This is a genomic window from Micromonospora arborensis, from assembly GCF_003205615.1.
Taxonomy (GTDB): Bacteria; Actinomycetota; Actinomycetes; order Mycobacteriales; family Micromonosporaceae; genus Micromonospora; species Micromonospora arborensis.
The window spans coordinates 137,075-156,810 of record NZ_PYBV01000003.1 but is presented as its reverse complement, the minus strand read 5'-3'; the positions used below and the strand labels follow the sequence as shown (position 1 = coordinate 156,810).

At 74.5% G+C, this 19,736-nt stretch carries 11 protein-coding genes; 9 read left to right on the top strand and 2 right to left on the bottom strand.

Going from position 1 to position 19,736, the window contains the following annotated elements:
* The first annotated feature begins 23 nt into the window (after positions 1-23).
* The 5 genes from C7C45_RS02410 to C7C45_RS02390 are packed head-to-tail and all read left to right on the top strand — an operon-like array spanning position 24 to position 12,705.
* Positions 24-827 (top strand): DUF4132 domain-containing protein, encoded by an 804-nt coding sequence (locus C7C45_RS02410; protein ID WP_244200199.1) that lies wholly within the window; start codon positions 24-26, stop codon positions 825-827.
* Positions 824-5,860 carry a DNA-binding protein gene (locus tag C7C45_RS02405; protein WP_110561967.1) on the top strand — a complete coding sequence of 1,679 codons (5,037 nt, stop codon included), beginning with the start codon at positions 824-826 and terminating at the stop codon, positions 5,858-5,860. The genes C7C45_RS02410 and C7C45_RS02405 overlap by 4 nt, the downstream gene beginning before the upstream one ends.
* A 34-nt stretch (positions 5,861-5,894) precedes the next feature.
* Positions 5,895-7,085 carry an ATP-binding protein gene (locus tag C7C45_RS02400; RefSeq protein WP_208641041.1) on the top strand — a complete coding sequence of 397 codons (1,191 nt, stop codon included), beginning with the start codon at positions 5,895-5,897 and terminating at the stop codon, positions 7,083-7,085.
* A 50-nt stretch (positions 7,086-7,135) separates the two neighbouring features.
* Entirely contained in the window at positions 7,136-10,789 is a 3,654-nt protein-coding gene (locus C7C45_RS34705; RefSeq protein WP_110561966.1) for a vWA domain-containing protein, read from the top strand.
* Positions 10,786-12,705 carry a hypothetical protein gene (locus C7C45_RS02390; RefSeq protein ID WP_110561965.1) on the top strand — a complete coding sequence of 640 codons (1,920 nt, stop codon included), beginning with the start codon at positions 10,786-10,788 and terminating at the stop codon, positions 12,703-12,705. The genes C7C45_RS34705 and C7C45_RS02390 overlap by 4 nt, the downstream gene beginning before the upstream one ends.
* A 50-nt stretch (positions 12,706-12,755) precedes the next feature.
* Here C7C45_RS02390 and C7C45_RS02385 read toward each other — a convergent pair whose 3' ends face one another.
* On the bottom strand, positions 12,756-13,796 hold the full coding sequence (locus tag C7C45_RS02385; protein ID WP_110561964.1) for an App1 family protein: 1,041 nt from the start codon (positions 13,794-13,796) through the stop codon (positions 12,756-12,758).
* A 156-nt stretch (positions 13,797-13,952) separates the two neighbouring features.
* Here C7C45_RS02385 and C7C45_RS02380 point away from each other — a divergent pair, with 156 nt between their 5' ends.
* From C7C45_RS02380 to C7C45_RS02365, 4 genes are all read left to right on the top strand, one after another.
* Positions 13,953-15,569 carry an ArnT family glycosyltransferase gene (locus C7C45_RS02380; protein ID WP_425271106.1) on the top strand — a complete coding sequence of 539 codons (1,617 nt, stop codon included), beginning with the start codon at positions 13,953-13,955 and terminating at the stop codon, positions 15,567-15,569.
* Between the two features lie 51 nt (positions 15,570-15,620).
* Positions 15,621-16,418: a peroxide stress protein YaaA gene (gene yaaA, locus C7C45_RS02375; RefSeq protein WP_110561963.1), complete on the top strand. Its 798-nt coding sequence runs from the start codon at positions 15,621-15,623 to the stop codon at positions 16,416-16,418.
* A 106-nt stretch (positions 16,419-16,524) separates the two neighbouring features.
* On the top strand, positions 16,525-17,238 hold the full coding sequence (locus tag C7C45_RS02370) for a hypothetical protein (protein WP_110561962.1): 714 nt from the start codon (positions 16,525-16,527) through the stop codon (positions 17,236-17,238).
* Between the two features lie 72 nt (positions 17,239-17,310).
* On the top strand, positions 17,311-18,282 hold the full coding sequence (locus C7C45_RS02365; RefSeq protein ID WP_425271105.1) for a TAXI family TRAP transporter solute-binding subunit: 972 nt from the start codon (positions 17,311-17,313) through the stop codon (positions 18,280-18,282).
* A gap of 10 nt (positions 18,283-18,292) precedes the next feature.
* On the opposite strand, the gene C7C45_RS02360 is transcribed toward C7C45_RS02365, so the two are convergent.
* Complete coding sequence (locus C7C45_RS02360; protein ID WP_110561960.1) at positions 18,293-19,729, bottom strand: sensor histidine kinase; 1,437 nt, start codon at positions 19,727-19,729, stop codon at positions 18,293-18,295.
* Between the last annotated feature and the right edge of the window lie 7 nt (positions 19,730-19,736).

The window sequence follows — 19,736 nt, the reverse complement described above, 5'->3', positions numbered from 1 at the left end:
AGATCTCTCTTGTGGACGGAAGGGTGGCGGCACGATCCACCGGCTCACGGGCCAGCGGTCGTCCACTGAAGACGCTCCCGAAGGCGCTGCGCGACGACCCCGCGGTGGACCGGTTGCGCCAGCTCAGCCAGTGGCTGGATCGGCACACCGCCGAATGCCTGGCGCGGGTCGACACCTGGGTGGTGTCCTCGCTGCCGGTGCCGACCGGGCTGCTGGCCCGGGTCTGGCCGGACCCGGCCTGGCAGGGCGCGCTGCGCGACCTGGTGGTGCTCGGGGACGACCCGGCCGAGCCGGGCTTCCTGCGGGACGTCACGGACACCGGTGACCTGCGCGTGGTCAACCTCGACGGGGACACCGTCCGGCTCTCGCCGGTCACCGCCACGCTGCCCCACCCGGTGCGCGTGCCCGATCTGGCGGACCTGCGCGAGTTCGCCGACGAACTGGACGTCACCCAGCGGGTCGAGCAATTACGCCGGGACACCTGGGTCAGGCCGGCCAACCTGAAGGACCGGGATACCACGATCAACGACTTCCACGGCACCACGGTCCCCAACCGGCTGGCCGCCCGGGCCGCCACGCTCGGCTTCCGGGTCTCCGGCTCCCAGGTCAAGTGCCGGGTCTGGGAGGCCGGCCGCACGGTCGAGGCCGCCATGTGGTTCGACGAGGACTACTGGGACCCCGAGGCGACGCTCGGCAACCTCTCCTGGTCCGTCGTGGACGGGCCGACGTTGCGGTTGACCGAGGTCGGGCCGGTGGCCTGGTCGGAAGGAATACGGATGGCGACGGCCCTGTCCGGCGCTCCGACCCGAATGAGGGAGAAGGCGTGACCGGGATGACGACCACCTCGGACGGGACGTCGGCGGAGAGCCTGCTGACCGCCGGCGCGGTGCTGCCGATCGGCACCGCCGGCGCCGGCGACCGGGCGGTGCCCCTCACCGCCCGCACCTACCGGCACCCGGCTCTCGACGACCGGCCGGTGGTCCGCCTGGTCGACGCGGCCCTCGGCGAGGGCGAGGACATGGCCGTCGGGTTCCTCGGTCTGACGCCGGGCGCCGAGCCGGCCCTCGTCGGGCTGGGCCCCCGCCGCCCGCTGGCCTTCCCCGAGTGGGTGCTGGTGCACCACCCGGCGGACGGCCGGCACGCGTTGGCGGTGGTGCCGGAGCTGCAGAAGCTGGCCAAGCAGGTCCGGTCGCGGCCGAAGGCCGCCCTGGATGGGCACCAGAGCCTCGCCGACCGCTTCGCCCGTACGCTGCCGCACTTCCTGCCGACGTTCTTCGAGCAGGCGGCGCGGGTGTTCCTGGCCGCCGGACAGGACACCTACGCGACGCAGTTGTTCAACAAGGCGCGCAAGGCGGAGGCGCAGCACGGCCTGCCGGTCGACCTGAACCGGCTGGACGAGGTCTACGTGGAGTTCGCGGCGGCCAAGGTGGTCTCCGCGACCGCGCTGGCCGGCCACGCGAAGGAGCTGTCCGCCCAGTTGCCGGCCGACGAGACGCTGGAGCGGTTCTGCCGGCTGGCGCTGCGGGCAGCGGCCGCCGGCGTGGTTCCCTCCGCGCAGTTGGCCAACGCGGTGCAGCGGCTGGTCCGGGCCGCCACCAAGGCCGCTGGTGCGGCCGGCGCCGCCGCCGTCGCCGACCGCGAGGCGGCCTACCTGGCCGAGCTGCTGCGGCTGCCGGTGGCCGCCGAGGCGCCGGCCGGCTGGTGGAAGGTGCACCTGCCGGCGGTGACGGCGCTGGCCGGTCGCGACCCGGCGATCCGTGGCAGCCTGCTCGATCTGATGCCCGCCAACCAGAACAACCTGGCGATGTGGCTGACCTTGTTGGCCAACACCGGTGCGCTCGCCGGACTCTCCGACCCGGAGGTGCCGGACGCGGCCCGTCCGCAGGACGGCTCCGTCGGCTGGCTGCGCCGCTTCCTGAATCGGACCAACCTGGACCGCCACCGGCCAGTGCGGGAGCTGTACCCACTCGTCGAGCGGATGGCCGCCCGGCTGCGCGCCGAGCTGGCGGACAGCGGCGAGGCCCTCGCCGTCGCCGGCGACCTGGACCTGCTCGACCTGCTGCTCACCCTCGACCTGCCGGTGGCTCCGCCGAAGGAACGCGACACCCTGGACCTGGCGCGTTGGGTGAATACCGAGGGAGAGCGGGAGTTGCTCGCCCTGGCCGGCGACGACCGGTTCACCGCGGCTCTGCGCCGAGGTCTCGACCAGGCCGACGACCAGAAGCAGGCCCAGCGCCGGCTGGCCGGGACGCGGGGCGTCCGGCCGTTGCTGACCGACTGGCTGCGGGCCCGGATCCGCGACCGGTTCACCACCGGGCTGCCGTACCTTCCGGAGGCGGTGAAGTGGCTGGGCAACCTCCCGGTCGAGGCGTTGCGGCTGGTCTTCGACGACCTCGACGGGCCCGCCGCGCAGGCTGCGGCCAGCGAGCTCAGGCAGGTCCTCGACGTCGACCTCGCGGAGCACGTCGCCCGCAGCCTGCGCGGCGGGCTCCTCGACGAGCTGGGCTGGCCGGACTGGGAGCAGGCCTGGCAGGAGGTGACCGGCGGCGACCGGCGGATCGAGGTGACCCAGCAGGACGCCTGGCCGTACGTGATCATGGGCGGGCCGACCACGGTGCGCGTGCTCGGCGCCGAGGGCATCGTGCTCCGCCACGACCTGCGCATCCCGGCCGGCGACATGTGGCACCAGCCCGGTTACCACTACGTCGACGGCCAACTGCTTGTCTTCTGGCAATCCCGGTCGTTCAACTACGACCTGTGCGGCTACTGGCACTCGTCGCCCGGCGAGCCGCAGGCCATCAACGGCAGTCTTCGCAACCGGCGGCACCCGAACAAGGTCACCCTGCCGCTGGCCGGCGGCGGACGGACCACCGGCGACGGCGTGCTGCACCCCGGTGACACCGCTGTCCCGGTGGAGCTGCCGGTCATCACCGACGGCACCTCCTACTGGGTCTACCGCCACGAGGACAGCGACTACGGCTGGCGCGAGTACGACCCGGCCAGCAACACCCACGGTCGGCGCAGCCTGCCCCGGTTCCTGACCGAGTCGCCGGTGAGCGGAAGCCGCCTCCACGAGTCGGCCAGCTGGCTACGGCCGGCCCTGTCCGACCGGGTCACCCCGGCCGCCGCTCCGGTGGACGGTCTCCTCGGCTGGCGGGTGGTCACCCTGCCGGACGGCGCGGTGCGCGGCGAGGACCTGGCCGGCCGTACCGTCACCGTGGCCCCGGGACAGGAACCGATCGCCGCGCTGATGCTGCCCGGCGACGACCGGCCACGGGCCGTCCTCGAGGGTTTCGTCCTGGTCGACCCGGACGGTGTGGTGTCAGCCACCGCCGGAACGACGTCCGGTCGGCCCTACACCGCCCGGGTGGTCCCGCTGCCGAGGCGGGAGTTCCTCGGCAACATGCTGCACCGGGATCCGGCCGGCTCCGCGGCCCTGCGCCGGGTGGACCGGGACATCGCCGCCACGCTGTTCAAGGCTGCCCTCGACGAACGCCGCGCCGCCTTGGCCGAGGCTGCCGCACGGGCCGCAGCCCGGGCGACGACCCGATCCGGGTTGACCGTGGCCCCGCCGTCCAGCACCGGCCTTCCCATCGCCCTCCCGGGATCCGTGGTCGGCCCATCGGGCAACGCACCCGCCACCGCCGATGGCGAGGACGCGTTGGTCGAACTGGTCCGCTCCACGCTGCCGACGATCAGCCATGACGCGCTGTTGGCCGGGGTGGCCGGCGTGCTGCGGCTGGCCGCCAACGTGCGCACCGACCTGGAGGCGGTCGGCGAGCGGCTCACCAGGTCGCTGTCCGCCCCGAAGGCGGTGGCACCGGCGGCCGCCGCGAGCGGACCAACCGACGAGCAGCTCAGGCTGGCGCTGGACGGTCTGCGCCCCGCCTTCAGTGCGAGCAACTCGACCCACGCCTTCACCCAGTTCCAGGTGATCGCCGCCCAACGATCCGCCGTCACCGGGAACGAACCCGCCGTACGGCTGCACCTCGACGGGCCGCCGCTGCCGGTCACTCTGGACTGGTGGGACGTGCTGGGCGCTGTCGCCGCTGTCGCCTACCGGGCGGTCGCGGCGGTCACCCCGGACGAACACCGGGAGACGCTGCGCGCCCTGCTCACCGAGCTGGACCGGCTCGACTTGAGCACGGCGGCCGAACCAGCCCGCTGGCGTCGATTCTCGCTGTACCTGCGCGACGACGACCTCACCAACCCCGACGGCGCACGCCGATCCCCCCGGCCGGGCATCCTGCCGCTGCCCGACGGGGCGTTCATCGCCGTGCTCAGCCACACCGGCACCGGCGGCGGTTACCTCTTCGACGCGCTGTACCACGACCCGGCCGGCGTGTTCGCCGTGCCCGAGCCGTACACGGTGCGATTTTCGGCGCCGGTCGGTGCCGAACGGCCGGCCGGTTGGCTGACCGGTCTGCTCACCGAGTGGGCCGTGCGCGGCCCACTGCCCTGGCGGCCGGAAGCGGCCGAGCAGTTCGCCGAGCTGACCGGCGTCACCCCCACCGCCGGGAAGCTGGTGTTGGCCGGCCTGCTGTCCGGAAACTCGATGAACCCCGCCACGCCCGAGTTGCTCAAGGCTCTCGGAATCAAGCAGGGCCGCGCGGTCAACGTGGCCTACGAGTTACTGCACGAGTCAAGCCTGGCGGTCCGGCTGGCCGCGGTCTCGGCGCTGCTGCCGGACGACCCGGCTCGGCTGTGGACCGACGGTGTGGACGTGGCCGCCGCCGCGAGGGTCTGGAACGCCGCCGTGGGGCGCCGGGCTGTGGTACCCGAACAGCTCCTCGTCGACGCGGTGCGCGCGGTCCGCACCGACTGGGCACCCACGAAGGCGTTGCCGGCGCTGGTCGACCCCGCCCGCTCGGCCGAGCTGAGCACCGACCTGACCTTCGGGATCCTGGGCGATCGGGCCCACCCGGCTGACGGTCAGCCAACGGGTTTCACCGGAGAGGTGCTGTGCTCCGCGGTCACCCTGGCCGCCTGGGTCGCCCACCACACCCCGGCCGGCGATCCGTGCCGGGCCGCACTGCCCGCCGCGCTGGCTCAGACCCGGGATCGGCTGGCCAACCCGCACCTGCTGCTCGACCTCAACGAGTACGTCTCCCTGCCCGCGTTCCGCCAGGTGGCCGGCACCCCGTCGGAAACCGGCCCGGGCTGGGAACGCTACGGCGCCATCGTCCTGGCCACCGCCGACACCCGACCCTCGCCCGCGCTGCGGCCGGACCTGCTCAACGTCGACGGGACGGACCCGTACCTGCCGGCGCTGCGGGCGAACGCAACCAAGCCGTACCCGATGGAGGTGGCGCTTCGACTGGCCCGCGACCCACGCTTCGCGGCGCTGCTCGGCGATCCGGGGGAGCCGGTCGGCGGCGCGCGGGCGGCGGACGGGACCTGGTGGCCGCAGGACCCGACCCGGTCGGTGCCCGATCTCGTTGCCGAGGCAGCCGGCGAAAACGGCCTGGGCGCCGACGCGGCGGCGGTGTACCTGATGCTGCTGGCCATGCCGGACCCGACCGACCGTGACACGACGAAGTGGACCGGCTGGAAGCCAGCCCGGCTGAAGGCGGCCCGCGCCGAACTGGCCGGCACCGAACTGGTCGTCGAGGCCAGCCGATCCCGGGCCGGCCGGTCACTGTTCCTGCCCGGCCCGTGGCTGGAGCGCGGCCACGGGCAGAAACCGATCGAGGCCTGGAAGACCAGCCTGTTCGGCCTCGCACCGGACGGTACGGCCGCACTCAGCGTGACCGTCCCGTTCGAGCCGGCCGCCCACCTCTACCGGCGGGCCTGGCAACGCCTCCGCGACGGCGACCGGCCCCGATTCGACAACCTGCCCACCCGCGGCCCCCGCCGCTGACCCGCCCGAACCAGACAGAGATCGAGGAACATCAGTGACCGTGACGGAACACGTCCGCTCCACCGTGGCGCCGGAGACCGCCGCCCAGGTCCTCTCCGCCGAACAGCGGTACGCCGACGAGTTGGCGTTCCTGGCCGCGTACGACGACGGGGCCAGGCCACCGGGTTGGGCGTTGACCCCGCGCGCCGTGGTCACCTTCATCCGGGGCAGCGACGGCGAGGCGCTGCAGCTGCCCGCCGACCGGCGCACCTGCCCGGCCGACACCGAACTGCCGGCCAGCATGACCATCCCGGCGAAGTTCGTCGGCGAACGGAGCCTGGTCGAGCGGTGCGTGGTCACCCTGGCCGGCGAGCGGGGCCTGCTGCTGGTCGGTGAGCCCGGTACCGCCAAGTCCATGCTGTCCGAGCTGCTGGCCGCCGCGGTCTGCGGCACCAGCGCGCTGACCGTGCAGGGCACCGCCGGCACCACCGAGGACGCCTTCCGGTACGGCTGGAACTACGCCCTGCTGCTCGCCCAGGGCCCGACCCCCCAGGCGCTGGTCGACTCGCCGGTGCTGACCGCGATGCGTACCGGCCGGGTCGTCCGGATCGAGGAGGTCACCCGCTGCCTGCCCGAGGTGCAGGACGCGCTGGTGTCCATCCTGTCCGACCGGCGGATGAACGTACCGGAGCTGAGCGGCACCGAGGACGGCCTGATCCGCGCGGCACCCGGGTTCAGCGTGATCGCCACCGCCAACCTGCGGGACCGGGGCGTGTCGGAGATGTCCTCTGCCCTCAAGCGTCGGTTCAACTTCGAGACCATCCACCCGATCTCGGATGTGGACACCGAGACCGACCTGGTACGCCGGCAGGCCACCGCCGCCGTGCAGCGCGCCGGTGCGGCGTACGCCGTGGACGACGCGGTGCTGGACGCCCTGGTCACCGTGTTCCGCGACCTGCGTTCCGGCCGGTCGGGTGAGGGCTGGGACGTGGAACGGCCCGGCACGGTGATGTCCACCGCCGAGGCGGTGCAGGTGGCGGCGTCGCTCGGGCTGGCCGCCGCGTACCTGCCCGGCGGGGACGCGCTCGACCTGGTCCCCGGGCACCTGCTCGGCGTGGTCCGCAAGGACGACCAGAACGACCACGCCCGGCTGCTCGGCTACTGGGACGGCCCGGTTCGCCGCCGCGCCGAGGACGGCTCGGCGATGTGGCGCCGGCTCTGGGATCTGCGGGAAAACCTGCGGTGACGAGCGCATCCCGCACGTTGCCCGGTGGGGCGCCGCCGACCGTCGACCCGATGACGGTCGACCCTTCGACGGTCGATTCGACGCCGGCCGACCCACGAGCCGTGGTCGACGCGCTCGCCGGTTGCGTCCGGCCGTACCTGATCGGGGTGCGGCATCACAGTCCGGCCCTGGCGGCGGTGCTCCCGGCGCTGCTGGACGCCGCCGCAGCCGAGGTGGTCTGTATCGAGCTGCCGGCCGACTTCCAGCGCTGGCTGCCGTACCTTTCCGACCCGGCCGCCCGGGCCCCGCTGGCCCTGGTCGGCAGCCACGGCGAGGACGGGCCGACGGGCTTCTACCCGTTCGCCGATTTCTCCCCGGAGCTGGCCGCGATCCGCTGGGCCCGACAGCATGACGTCGAGGTGGTCTGCTGCGACCTGCCGCTGACCGACCCCGGCTGGAGCGCCGACACCATCGACCCGGCCACCGACTCGACCGCCGGGTCCGAGCCGGCCGCCGGTGAACCAGTGCGCGGCCCGCGCCGGTCCGGCTACGCCGCCGCCCTCAGCGCCAGCGGCACCGGCCGCGACGGCGACGACCTGTGGGACCGGGTGGTCGAGGTGCAAGCCCCGGGCTGCACGCCGGAGGCGGTCCGGCGGGCCGCCCTCGGCGTCGGCTGGGCGATGCGTACCGACAGCGCCAGCGGCGACGGCATACCGGCCCGGGACCTCGCCCGCGAGCGACACATGCGCCGGGTGCTGGCCGAGGCCGGCGCGGACGGCCGGCGGGTCGCCGCCGTCATCGGCGCCTTCCACGCCCCGGCCCTGCTCGCCACCCCGTCGACCGCCACCGGCCCCACCCCGACGGCCAGCACGGCCGGTGACGCCACAGAGGCCGGTTCGGTCCGGTCCGTGACGACCCGGCCCGGGCCGGCCACCACGGACGGCGGCACGGCGATCACCTCGCTCGTGCCGTACGCGTTCGACCTGCTCGACTCCCGCTCCGGCTACCCGGCCGGGATCCGTGACCCCCGCTGGCAGCAGTCCGTCTTCACCGCTGCCGGCGACCCAGAACAGATCCGGGCCGCCGCCGCACGGGCGGTCACCGACCTCTGCCGGGAACTCCGCTCGGCCGGTCACACCGCCGGTACCGGCGAGGCCGCCGAGACGGTACGGCTGTGCGGCGACCTGGCCCGACTGCGGGACCTGCCCGCTCCCGGCCGGGGCGAGGTGCTGGAGGCGGTGACCACCGTGCTCGGCCAGGGTGAGCTGCTCGGCCGCGGCCGAGCGCTGGCCAAGGCGCTGGAGATCGTGCTGGTTGGCGCCGAGCGCGGCCGGATCGCCCCCGGTACGCCGCGGTCCGGCCTCGGTCCCGCCGTCGAGGCGGAACTCACCGCGCTGCGGCTGCCCAACCCGGACAGCCCGAAGTCCCGCGAGGTCCGGCTGGATCCGCTGCGCACCGAGCTGGACGGGCGGCGGGAGATCCTGCTGCAACGCCTGCAGATCTGCGGCGTCGGCTACGGCGAGCCGATCGCGGTCTCCGGCACCGGCGACGGTACCGCCCTGACCACCCGTTGGCAGCTGGCCTGGACGCCGTCCGTGGCGGCCCGGCTGGACCTGGTCGGCGTACGCGGGGTGACCGCGGCGCTGGCCGCGACCGGCACCCTGCGGGACCGGTTCCGCCGGGAGGCCGCCGACGGCGGCCCCACCGCCGCGCAGTTGCTCACCGGGCTACGCGACGCCGCCCGTTGCGACCTGCCCGAGCTGGTCACCGACCGGCTCGAACTGGCCACCGTGGTGCTGCCCGGCACCGGCACGCTGCCCGAGATGCTGGCCGCCCTGGACCTGCTGGAGGCCCTGCGCCGCGCGCATCTGCCCGGCACCACCGCCGACGGCCGGGTCCGGGCCGCCGAGCTGGCCGTCGTGCTGCTGGACGCGGCGGTCCGCGGGCTGCCGGGCCTCGCCGGCAGCGACGCCACCGCCGACGCCGCCGCACTGGTCGACCTCGCGGTCCGCGCCGGCGAGGATCGGATCGGCCTACGTCTGGACGAGGCCCTCGGCCACCTGACCCGGGCCGGTTCGCCGCTGATCCAGGGCGCTGCCCTGGCCGCCCGGGTGCTGCTCGACCTGACCGGCGTGGAGGTCCTGGGCACCCGGGTGGCCGGCTGGATCGACGCGGCGACCGGACCGGACACCCGGCGGCAGTTGCACCGGCTACTCGGGGGTCTGCTCACCGCGGCGCATCCGCTGCTGCAGTCCGCCCCGGCCGCGTTGGACCCGTTGCTGGAGCGGATCGAGCGGCTCACCGACACCGAGTTCCTGGACCGGCTGCCGGCGCTGCGGGGCGGGTTCGACGTGCTCACCCCGGCGGCCCGGGACCGGCTGCTGCACACCGTCGCCGACCGGCTCGGCGATCGGCTCGATCTGGCACTGTCCGTCCCGCCCGAGATGCTGGCCCGCTGGACCGCCGCCGACCTCGCCGGTCGGGCCGCCCTGATCGCCCGTCACATACCGATCCCGGGCACGCCGAGCGGCTCCGCCGACACCGAACCCGGCCCGGAGACGCCGACCGGCTCCGCCGACTCCGAACCCGACCTGGACACGTCGGCCGCCCAGCTCACCCCCACCGACCGGTGGCGGCTGCTCCTCGGCCGCCAACCCGACCGGTTGCCGGCCGGCGCCCGGCGCTACGCCCTCGCCCTGGACGAGCTGTACGGGGCGGGCCAGGGCGAGGGCGCCACCGACCTCGGCCAGGCGGCCGGCGGTGGTGGCCAGGGAACCTCCTTCCCGACCGCACGCGAGTGGGCCGACGAACTCGAGGCGCTCTTCGGCACCTCGGTACGCGAGGAGGTCATCGCCCGGGCGGCCGAGAACGGCCGTACCGACGTGCTCGCCGAACTCGACCCGGCCGCGGTACGCCCCTCGATGGAGTTGCTGACCTCGGTGCTGTCACTGGCCGGCGGACTGCCCGAGGGGCACCTGGCCAAGCTGCGGCCACTGGTCCGGCGGCTGGTCGAGGAGTTGACCAAGCAGTTGGCCACTCAGGTGCGTCCGGCGCTAACCGGGCTGAGTAACCCGCGTCCGTCCCGCCGTCCCGGCGGCCGGATCAACCTCGCCCGTACGCTGCGGGCGAACCTGCAGCACACCCAGCGGCTCGACGACGGCCGGACGGTCGTGGTGCCGGAACGCCCGGTCTTCAACACCCGGACCCGCAGGGAGGCCGACTGGCGGCTGGTGCTGGTGGTCGACGTGTCCGGCTCGATGGAGGCGTCGGTGGTGTGGTCGGCGTTGACGGCCGCCGTGCTGGGCGGGGTGCCGACCCTCTCCACCCACTTCCTCGCGTTCTCCACCGAGGTGGTCGACCTGACCGACCGGGTCGACGACCCGCTGTCGCTGCTGTTGGAGGTGCGCGTCGGCGGCGGTACACACATCGCCGCCGGGTTGGCCCACGCCCGCTCGCTGGTGACCGTGCCGAGCCGCACCATCGTCGCGGTGGTCAGCGACTTCGAGGAGGGCTACCCGCTGGCCGGGCTGCTCGGCGAGGTCCGCACCCTGGCCACCTCCGGTGTGCATCTGCTCGGCTGCGCCGCGCTGAACGACAGGGGCGCGCCCTGCTATTCGGTGCCGGTCGCCGAGCAGCTCGTCGCGGCCGGGATGCCGGTCGCCGCTCTCAGCCCGCTCGAACTCGCCCGCTGGGTGGGCGATCGCATCCGTGGAGGATCACGTTGACGGACCGCCCACCCACCGACCTGTTGCCGCCGGTGCTGCCGGAGGTCGCCGCTGCGGCGGTAGCCGCCCTGCCACCCCGGCTGCACAAGCGGCTGGACGCCACCGTCGAACGGCTGGCCGGGGTACCGGTCGGCCGGGTCGACGGCGGCGTGTCGGTCGACTGCGGCGCCGAGGCCCTGGTCACCCTCACGCCCGGGCCGACCGGCGCGGTCACCGAGGGGCACCAGGCACGGTGCAGTTGCCTGCTGGCACCCCGCTGTCTGCACCGGACCGCGGTCCTGGTCGCCTGCCCGGTCGCCGATCCGGCCACCCATCCCGACCCGGCGTCCGCCGGCGCGTCGTCCGCTCCCGACAGCGACGGCGCGAAACCCAGCCGGACCGGGCGAACCGAGAGATCGGCCGCCGGTCGTGCCGGTCAGAACACGGCACCGACGAAGGCGCAACGGGCCGCCGCCGGTGCGCTGTGGCGGGCCGCCTCCGCAGTGCTCGCGGCCGGTGTGCCGGCCGCCGGCGCGGTTCCCCAGGCCGAACTGCTGCGGGCCGCCCACAGCGCCCGGCTGGCCGGCCTGCCGCGGGCCGAGAGCGCCGCGCTGCGCGCGGTCCGTGGCCTGCGCGCCCACCGGGAACGACAGGCCGGACACCGGCTGGCCGAGCTGGTCGAGGTGCTGCACGACCTGCTGTACGTGGCCGGCCGGCTGGCCGCCGGTGATCCCGACCCGGCGCTGGTCGGCATCCTCCGCAGGGCCTACCAGCCGGACGGAACGCTGGAGGTGTACGGCGTCTGCCGGGAGCCGGTGATCAGCGCGAACGGATACGCCGGGGTGGTCACCCACCTGGTCGCCGCCGACGGGCGGCGGCTCTCCTTCGGCGACGTGAAACCGGGTGGCCCGGAGCGGGCGCGGGACTGCGCCCGGGCGGTCACCGAGATGGGCGCTGTCGCGGTCAACCATGCGGTGTTGGCCCGCGGCGGCCTGCGGATCACCGGCACCACCGTTTCACCGGACGGCCGGCTCGGCGCCGGCAAGGGGGTCCGCGCCAGCCCGCTCATCGAGACCGACTGGGCCACCGGACCGCTGGCGGAACTGTTCGCGCGTCCACTCGCCGAGGTGGTGACCGCCCAACTCGCCGCCGACGACCCGGAGGACCCGATCCGGGCCGGTACCGCGCTGGTCGGCGGTGATCTGATGGTCGTGGGTGCCGTCGGCGACCAGGTGTTGGCCCGCGAGCTGGCCCCCGCCACCGACGCCGGACCGGAGCGGGCGCCGGTGCCGGACGGCCCGGTGATCCGGCTGGCGCCAGCCGATTCCCACCCGATGCTGGCCCACGTGGCCAACCTGCGGCGGCTCGCCTCCCGGCCGGGCCTGCGGATCCGGGTGGTCGGCCGGCTGGACCCGGACCGGGCCAGCACGCTGCGACCGCTCGCGGTCGGCCCGGTGCCCGGTGCCGCCACGACGCTCCGGCTGCCAACGGACTGGCACGGCCGGGCGGACCTCGGCTACGACGAGATCCAGGGCAATCACCTACCGCCGCGTGACCCGGCGGCGATGACCGAACCGGTCCTCGCCCTCGACGCCGACGCGGTCGCGGAGTCCCCGCTGTGGCGGGTTCGCCGGCTGGTCGAGCTGGCCGTCTCCGGCGGCCGCCGCGCCGTCGTCGAGGCGGCCCGCGGCGAGGGCACCGGGCTGACGGGTCCGCTGCGCCGCGCCGGCTTCACGACCGCCGCCACGGTGGCCTCCGCGCTCGCCGACGAGTCCGACCGGCGCGGGCGGGACGCGTTCGGGCGGCGTACCGATCCCGACCCGGACCGGTACGCCTGGGCCTGGCTCGCCACGACTGCCCACCTCGCCGCCACCGAACGGGAGTTGATCCGCTCATCCTGGGACTGCCGAGGTTCGGCGCCTGCCGTTCGGCCGTAGGCACCCGGTCGGTCGCCACCCGGGAGACGGCAGTTCGGCCGGACCGGCGGTCAGACCAGGCCGGCGTCGCGCAGCAGTTGCCACAGGCCGGCGCCGTCCGGCGCGGACAGCCACTTCTGCCCCACCGGCCCCGACGACGGGCGACCGGCCGGAGCGGGCAGGGTGCCGGCCAGCACCGACTGCGTCGGGGAGAGCCGGCGGATCGCCACCCCGGCGACGTTCTCCGGGTGGGCGGCGGCGAACTCCCGGTAGATCTCCTGGTCGTGCTGGCCGTCGTCGCCGACGAGCAGCCAGCGCACCTCGGGGAACTCCCGGGCCAGCCGGGCCAGGGTGGACCGTTTGTGTTCCATCCCGCTGCGGAACCAGCGGTCGGCGGTCGGGCCCCAGTCGGTGAGCAGCAGCGGCCCGGCCGGGTAGAGGTGTCGGGACAGGAACCGGGTCAGGGTGGGCGCCACGTTCCACGCGCCGGTGGAGAGGTAGAAGACCGGGGCGCCGGGGTGCGCGGTGACCAGCCGCTCGTAGAGCACCGCCATGCCGGGCACGGCGGCCCGGGCGTGCTCGTCGAGCACGAACGTGTTCCACGCGGCGAGCAGCGGCCGGGGCAGCGCGGTCACCATGACGGTGTCGTCGATGTCGGAGATGATGCCGAACTTGACGTCGGGGTCGAGGATGCGCACCGGCGCGTCGACCGGGTCGGCGTCCGGGACGCTGAGGCGTACCGTGCCCCAACCGGGTGGCAGGTCGGCCTCGACCAGGGTGTCGACGAAGCCGCTGCGATCCGCCTGCGTCTCGTGCCGCACCCCGCCGGCCTCGATGGTCACGGTGACGTGCTTGTTGGGCAGCGTGGTGAAGCTGCGCCAGCCACGGACCTTGTCCAGCCGACCCCGCTGGCGGGTGTCCGGACGGCCCAGCAGCACCCGGCACATCACCCGCACCCAGCCCGGGGCGCCGTAGCCGGTGTACGCGACGATGTTGACCCGCCAGCCGGTGCGCCGCAGCCGGCGCTGCACGAGCTGGTGGACGGCGTCCTCGATCCGTGCAGCCCGATGCAGGTTCGGAACGGCAAGCTGGCCGGCGGGAGTGGGTGGCACGCGCCAACCCTGCCACACGTCGAGAGCCACGGCCACGCGAGCCGGCCCCGGCAGAGCCGGCCGGTGCCGGCCGGGCCGGGCCGGGCTCCGCCGATCGACCTCGGCGGGCCCACCAAACGTGAAACACTCCGTCGGGACGACGACGGGGGCGTGGTCGTGTCACATCCAGAGCAGCACCGCGGGCGATGGCGTCCGCGACTCGACCGGCCGGCGCTCGTCGCGCTGCTGATCGGGCTCGCCGGTGTCGTCTACCGGCTGGTCCTGACGCTGTACACGGTGCCGGTGTCGAACAGCGACGAGGCGACCTTCGGCCTCGCCGCGTTGCACATCGGGCAGGGCCGGGAACGCCCGATCTTCCTGTACGGCCAGCACTACATGGGGATGTTGGAGTCCTACCTGGCCGCTCCCCTGGTGGCGGTGGCCGGGCCAAGTTGGCCGGTGCTGCGGCTGCCGATGCTCGCGTTGTACGCGGTCTTCCTCTATCTGATCTACCGGCTGACCCGCCGGCTCTGCACACCCTGGTTCGCCGTCTTCGTCGTGGGCCTGCTCGCGCTCGGGCCGGAGCGGGTGGTGCGCGACCAACTCACCGTGGTCGGGGGCCGGCCCGAGGTGAAGCCGGCGGTGCTGCTGATGCTGCTGATCACCGTGGGGCTGGCCGCCGGCACGATCCGCCGCCGACGGCTCGCGGTCGCGGCGTTCGGCCTGCTCGTCGGACTGGCCGTCTGGTCGGACTGGCTGATCCTGCCGTACCTGGCGGTGGCCGGGCTCGCCCTGGTGTGGGCGGCGCGCAGGGAACTGCTCGGCTGGTCCGGCCTGCTGCTGGTGGCGGGTGCCGTCGTCGGGGTGGCGCCGATGATCGTCGACAACCTGCGCGCCGAGCCCGGTGCGGACTCGCTGTCGGTGTTCCGGGAGATCAGCACGAAGGCCGGGCCACTCCCGCCCTGGTCCGAACGGATCCGGGGCGGCCTGCTCGAAGGGGTGCCGCTGGCGCACGGGCTCTGCCCGGTGGACGGCTGCGGCCGCTGGCAACAGTGGTTCGGCGTGCTGTACCCGGTGCTGCTGGTGGCCGGCGCGGTCCTCGCGGTGCTCGCGTACCGCCGCGCCGCCGGGTCGCGCGGGGAGCGGGTCGGGCCGGTGGTGCAGCTCGCGCTGGTCGCCGGTGCCGGGTTGACCCTGCTGTCGTACGTCCGCAGCCCGCTCGCCGCGACCAGCCCACTGGACAACGCCCGCTACCTGTCGGTGCTGCAACTGTCGCTGCCGGCGGTGCTCTGGCCGCTCTGGGTGGCGGCGCTGACGGCCTGGCGGGGCACCAGCAGCGTGCTGGGGCGGTTCACCGGCGCGCTGTCCACCGCCGTGCTGGTCGCCCTGACCGCGACCACCCTGGTGATCACCGTGTTCTTCGCGGCCAGCGGCACCGCGGCGTCGCGGACCGAGGAACGCCAGGCCCGCGAGTTGGCCGCCGCGCTGCGCGCCAACGGCCCCCACGAGGTGTACGGGGACTACTGGACCTGCAATCGGTTGATCTTCAACACGGACGAGACGGTGATCTGCGGGGTGCTCGACGGTGACCTGTCCCCCGGCCAGAACCGCTACCGCCCGTACTGGCGGCAGGTCGGCAGTGCCCAGCGACCGGGCTACGTGGTGGAGGTCGGCTCCCCGATGGATCGGCGGCTGCGCAGGCTGCTCGCCGACCGGGCCGACGCCGCACCGGTGCGCGAGGTTGGCGGCTATCGCGTGTACCACCCCGACACCCCGGTGCGGCCCTGGCGGTAACGGCGGGTCGTACGCTGGCCGGGCCGCCGTCCCGCCCGTCGAGGAGACCCGATGCTCATCCTGCTGCCACCCTCGGAGGGCAAGGCCGACGCCGGCACCGGGCGACGCTGGTCCCCGGACCGGCTCTCGCTGCCCGAGCTGAACCCGGCCCGGGAGCGGGTGTTGGACGCCCTCACCGCGCTCAGCGCCGGGCCGGACGAGGCGGCGGCACGGGCGGCGCTCGGCCTCAGCGAGGGCCAGCGGGGCGAGCTGCGGCGCAACGCCCGCCTGCGGGAGGCCGCCACCGCGCCGGCCGAGCGGCTCTACACCGGTGTGCTCTACGAGGCGCTGGAGTTCGCCTCGTTGCCCGCTGCGGCGCAACGGACGGCCCGCCGGTCGATCCTGATCAGCTCCGGGCTGTGGGGAGCGGTCCGACTGGCCGACCGGATCCCCCCGTACCGCTGCCCGATCGGCGCCCGCCTGCCGGGCGTCGGGGCGTTGTCGGCGTACTGGCGCAGGGAGCTGGCACCGGTGTTGGACGCCGCTGCCGGCCGGGGCCTGGTGCTGGACCTGCGCTCCGGCGCGTACGCGGCCACCTGGACGCCGCGCGGGGAGCTGGCCGAGCGGACCGTCACCGTGCGGGTGCTGCACGAGCGGGAGGTCGACGGCGTACCGGTCCGCTCGGTGGTCAGCCACTTCAACAAGGCGACCAAGGGGCGGCTGGTCCGCGACCTGCTCGTCGCCGGCGCCCGACCGCGCACCGCCGCGGAGTTGGTCGGCACGTTGCGGGAGTTGAAGCACACCGTCGAGGAGCAGGCCACCGCGCCCGGTCGGGCGCGGCAGGTGGACCTGGTGGTCACCGACCTCTGACGGCGGGGCAGCCGCAAGATTTGCTCAAGGCTGGGCCGGACCAGTTCCGTAACGGCGAGCCAGGGGCCACGGTAGGGGAACCCAGACCCCGACGAGGGAGCCCCCGTTGACGCGCCAAACCGCCCTGCTCGATCGACCCGGCACCGCGACGCCGCCACCCCCGCTGGACTGGCTGACCCTGGGCGACGCGTTCGAGGCCGCCTGCCTGCGCCGCTGCACAGCGCCACCGACCGCCGCCCGGCCGAGCGCCGTACTCGCGGCGCACGCACCGGTGGAGTTCAACCGGGAGGACGCCGCGCAGCGGATGCGGCAGTTGCTCGCCCGGCTGGACATCCCGGTCACGCAGGAGGTGGCCGTCCGCGGCCTGCGCCGCCGCTACGAGCTGCACCGCCTCTGGGTGCCCCAGGAGCACCAGGGCGCGTACACCCGAATGTTGGACGCGGGCTGGTGGCAGGGGCGGCGCGAGCTGCTCAGCGGGCCGCCTCCCGGCGCCTCCCCAGCGCGCCGACGGTCGGTGTCCCGCCTCGCGGCGGCTGCCTGGCGTTCGGCGCTGCTGGCCGCCGGGCGGCACATCCGCCGGCACATCCTCGGCGTGCGGTTCACCGACCGGGAGCTGGCCGCGGTGCTGATCCGCAGCGCTGCCGTGCTCGACGTGCCGGCCCGGCTCCGCCCGAGCACCGGATGCTTCCTGGTCAGCGTGGCCGCCGGCCCGGACCGGGCGCGGATCCTGAGCAGCGCGGCACTGGAGCCGGCGCGCGGGCCAGCGCCGGAACCGGCGTGGGGCGAGGTCGTGCCACCGGCACGCCGCCCAGCCTGCTGATCGGTGCTCGGGCCGCACCCACCCGGCACACCACCGCCCAGGAGCTTGCGCCCGCCGGTCCGACAGCGCACAGTGCACCGCGTGAGTCGTATCTTGTCCAGCCGACCGGGCCGCCGCCGCCCGGGGACGGCCGCCCTGTTGGCGGTGCTGCTGACCGCGACCCTGAACACCGCCGGCTGCCGGGACGCCCCGACCGAGCCGACGGCGATCCGGATCGCCACCGGCAGCCCCACCGCCGTCTACTACGCGTTCGGACAGTCCCTCGCGGCCATCCTCAACCGGGAACTGCCCGACGTCCGGGCCAGCGTGGTGCTCACCGCCGCCTCCGCGGAGAACGTCCGACTGATCGAGTCCGGTGGAGCAGAGTTGGGCTTCACCCAGGCCGACGTGCTGCCCACCACCACGGCGGAAAACCCGTCGGTCGAGGCCATCGCCCGGGTGTACGACGATCAGTTGCACCTGGTCACGACGGGCGGCGGTCCAATCCGGACGATCGCCGACCTACGGGGCCGCCGGGTCTCCGTCGGCGCATCCGGATCGGGCACCGAGGTCACCGCGAATCGGCTGCTGGAGGTCGCCAACCTCGGCGGCGACCGGGTGCAACGCCTACGACTCGGGCTGGACGCCTCGGTGTCCGCGCTGCGCTCCGGTGGAATCGACGCGTTCTTCTTCTCCGGTGGCCTGCCCGTGCGGGGCATCACGGAGTTGGCCTGGCGCAGCGCCACCCGGATCGTGGACCTCAGCGAATGGACCGAGCCGCTGCGCGCCCGCTACGGCCAGGTCTACGTCTCCCGGGACATTCCCCACTCGGTGTACGGAGTGGACGCTGTGACCACAGTGGCCGATCCGAACTACCTGGTCGTCCGAGCCGACCTGCCGGAGCAGTTGGTCCGGGACGTGACCCGGCTGCTGATGGAGCGCCGAGCCGAGCTGGCCCTCGCGCATCCGGCGGCGGGGCGGATGAGCCCTCGCTCGGCGATCGTGACCGCGCCGCTGCCGCTGCACCCCGGGGCCGCCGCCTGGTACCGCGCGGCAAAACCCTGACGGCCGGGCGTTACCGCGCCGAGCTGGGCAGGAGGTCGGCCGGCCGCTCGTCGTCCACGGGCTCCACCGAGGGGTCGACCTCCGGCGCGGGAAACCACAGGGCGGCAATCAGCCCGCGCGGCTCCCCCGGGCGCATGGTGAGCCGCCCGTCGGACGCGTCCACCAGCACGGCGGCGATGGTCAGGCCGAGCCCCGCGCCGTCGACGTTCTGCGCGTCCGGCGCCCGCCAGAACCGTTCGGTCGCCTGACCGAGCTGACTCTCGGTCATGCCCGGGCCGGAGTCGCGCACCTCCAGAGCCACCCCGTTGTCCCGGCGGGCCACTGTCACAGTGACCGCCCCACCGTCCCCACTGAACTTCACCGCGTTGTCGATCAACGCGTCCAGCGCCTGGTCGACGGCTGTCGGCACCGTCTGTGCGTACGCCGGGGTGTCGGTCGTGTCCAGCCGCAGCGCGACCGAACGGTGCCGGGCCAGCGGCGCCCACGCGGCCACCCGGGACGCGGCCACCGCTGTGGCGTCCACAGTGACCCGCTCGTTCTCCTCCCGTTCGGCGCGGGCGAGGGTGAGCAGCGCGTCGAGCACCAACGCCAGCCGGTCGGTCTCCTCCAACGCCAGCCGGTGCTCGGATCGACCGTCCTCGTCGGTGAGGCTGGGGCCCAGCTCTTCCACCCGCAGCCGTAGCGCGGTGAGCGGATTACGCAACTGGTGGCTGGCGTGCGCGACGAAGGCGCGCTGCCGGTCCATCACGTCGGAGACCACATCGGCCATGTGGTTGAAGCTGGCCGCGAGGCGACGTAGCTCCGGCGGACCCAGACGGTGCTGCACCCGGGCGCCCCGGTCGCCCTCGGCGATCTCGTGGGTGACCGCGTCCAGCTCGGTGACCGGGCGCAGCACCCAACCGGCCAGCCCGAACGCGGTGAGCACGCAGGCCAGCACGGCGAGCAGACCGGCCAGGGCGAGCAGCAGCCACCACGCGACGACCGCCCGGCGGATCGGGGCGGCAGGGGTCACGATCACCACCGCGCCGCGCACCTCACCACCGTCGTTGATCGGCACCGCCACCACCACCGGGCCGGTCGTCCACGGCCAGACCGACTCGGGGTCGCTGGTCTGCTGCCCGGACAGCGCGACGTCCAGAACCGCCGTGGTCCCCGCGCCGGGCTCCCACCGTGGCGACGCGACCGAGGTGCGGCGGTCCCGGTCGACGATCGCGGCGCCGATTCCGTACAGGTTGTCGTAGCTGGTCAGCTCCGACTCGATCGGGCCCGGCCCACCGTCGCGCAACGCCGGCCCGGCCAGCGAGGCGAACCGGGTGGCGTCGGCGAGCCGGTCCGCGCGGACCTGTTCGGTCTCGCGGTTGGCCGTGGTGGTGGCCAGCGGTGTCTCCAACGCGATGAGGACGAGCACCATCAGCAGCAGGTAGCTGATCACCAGTCGCCGACGCATGTCAGCC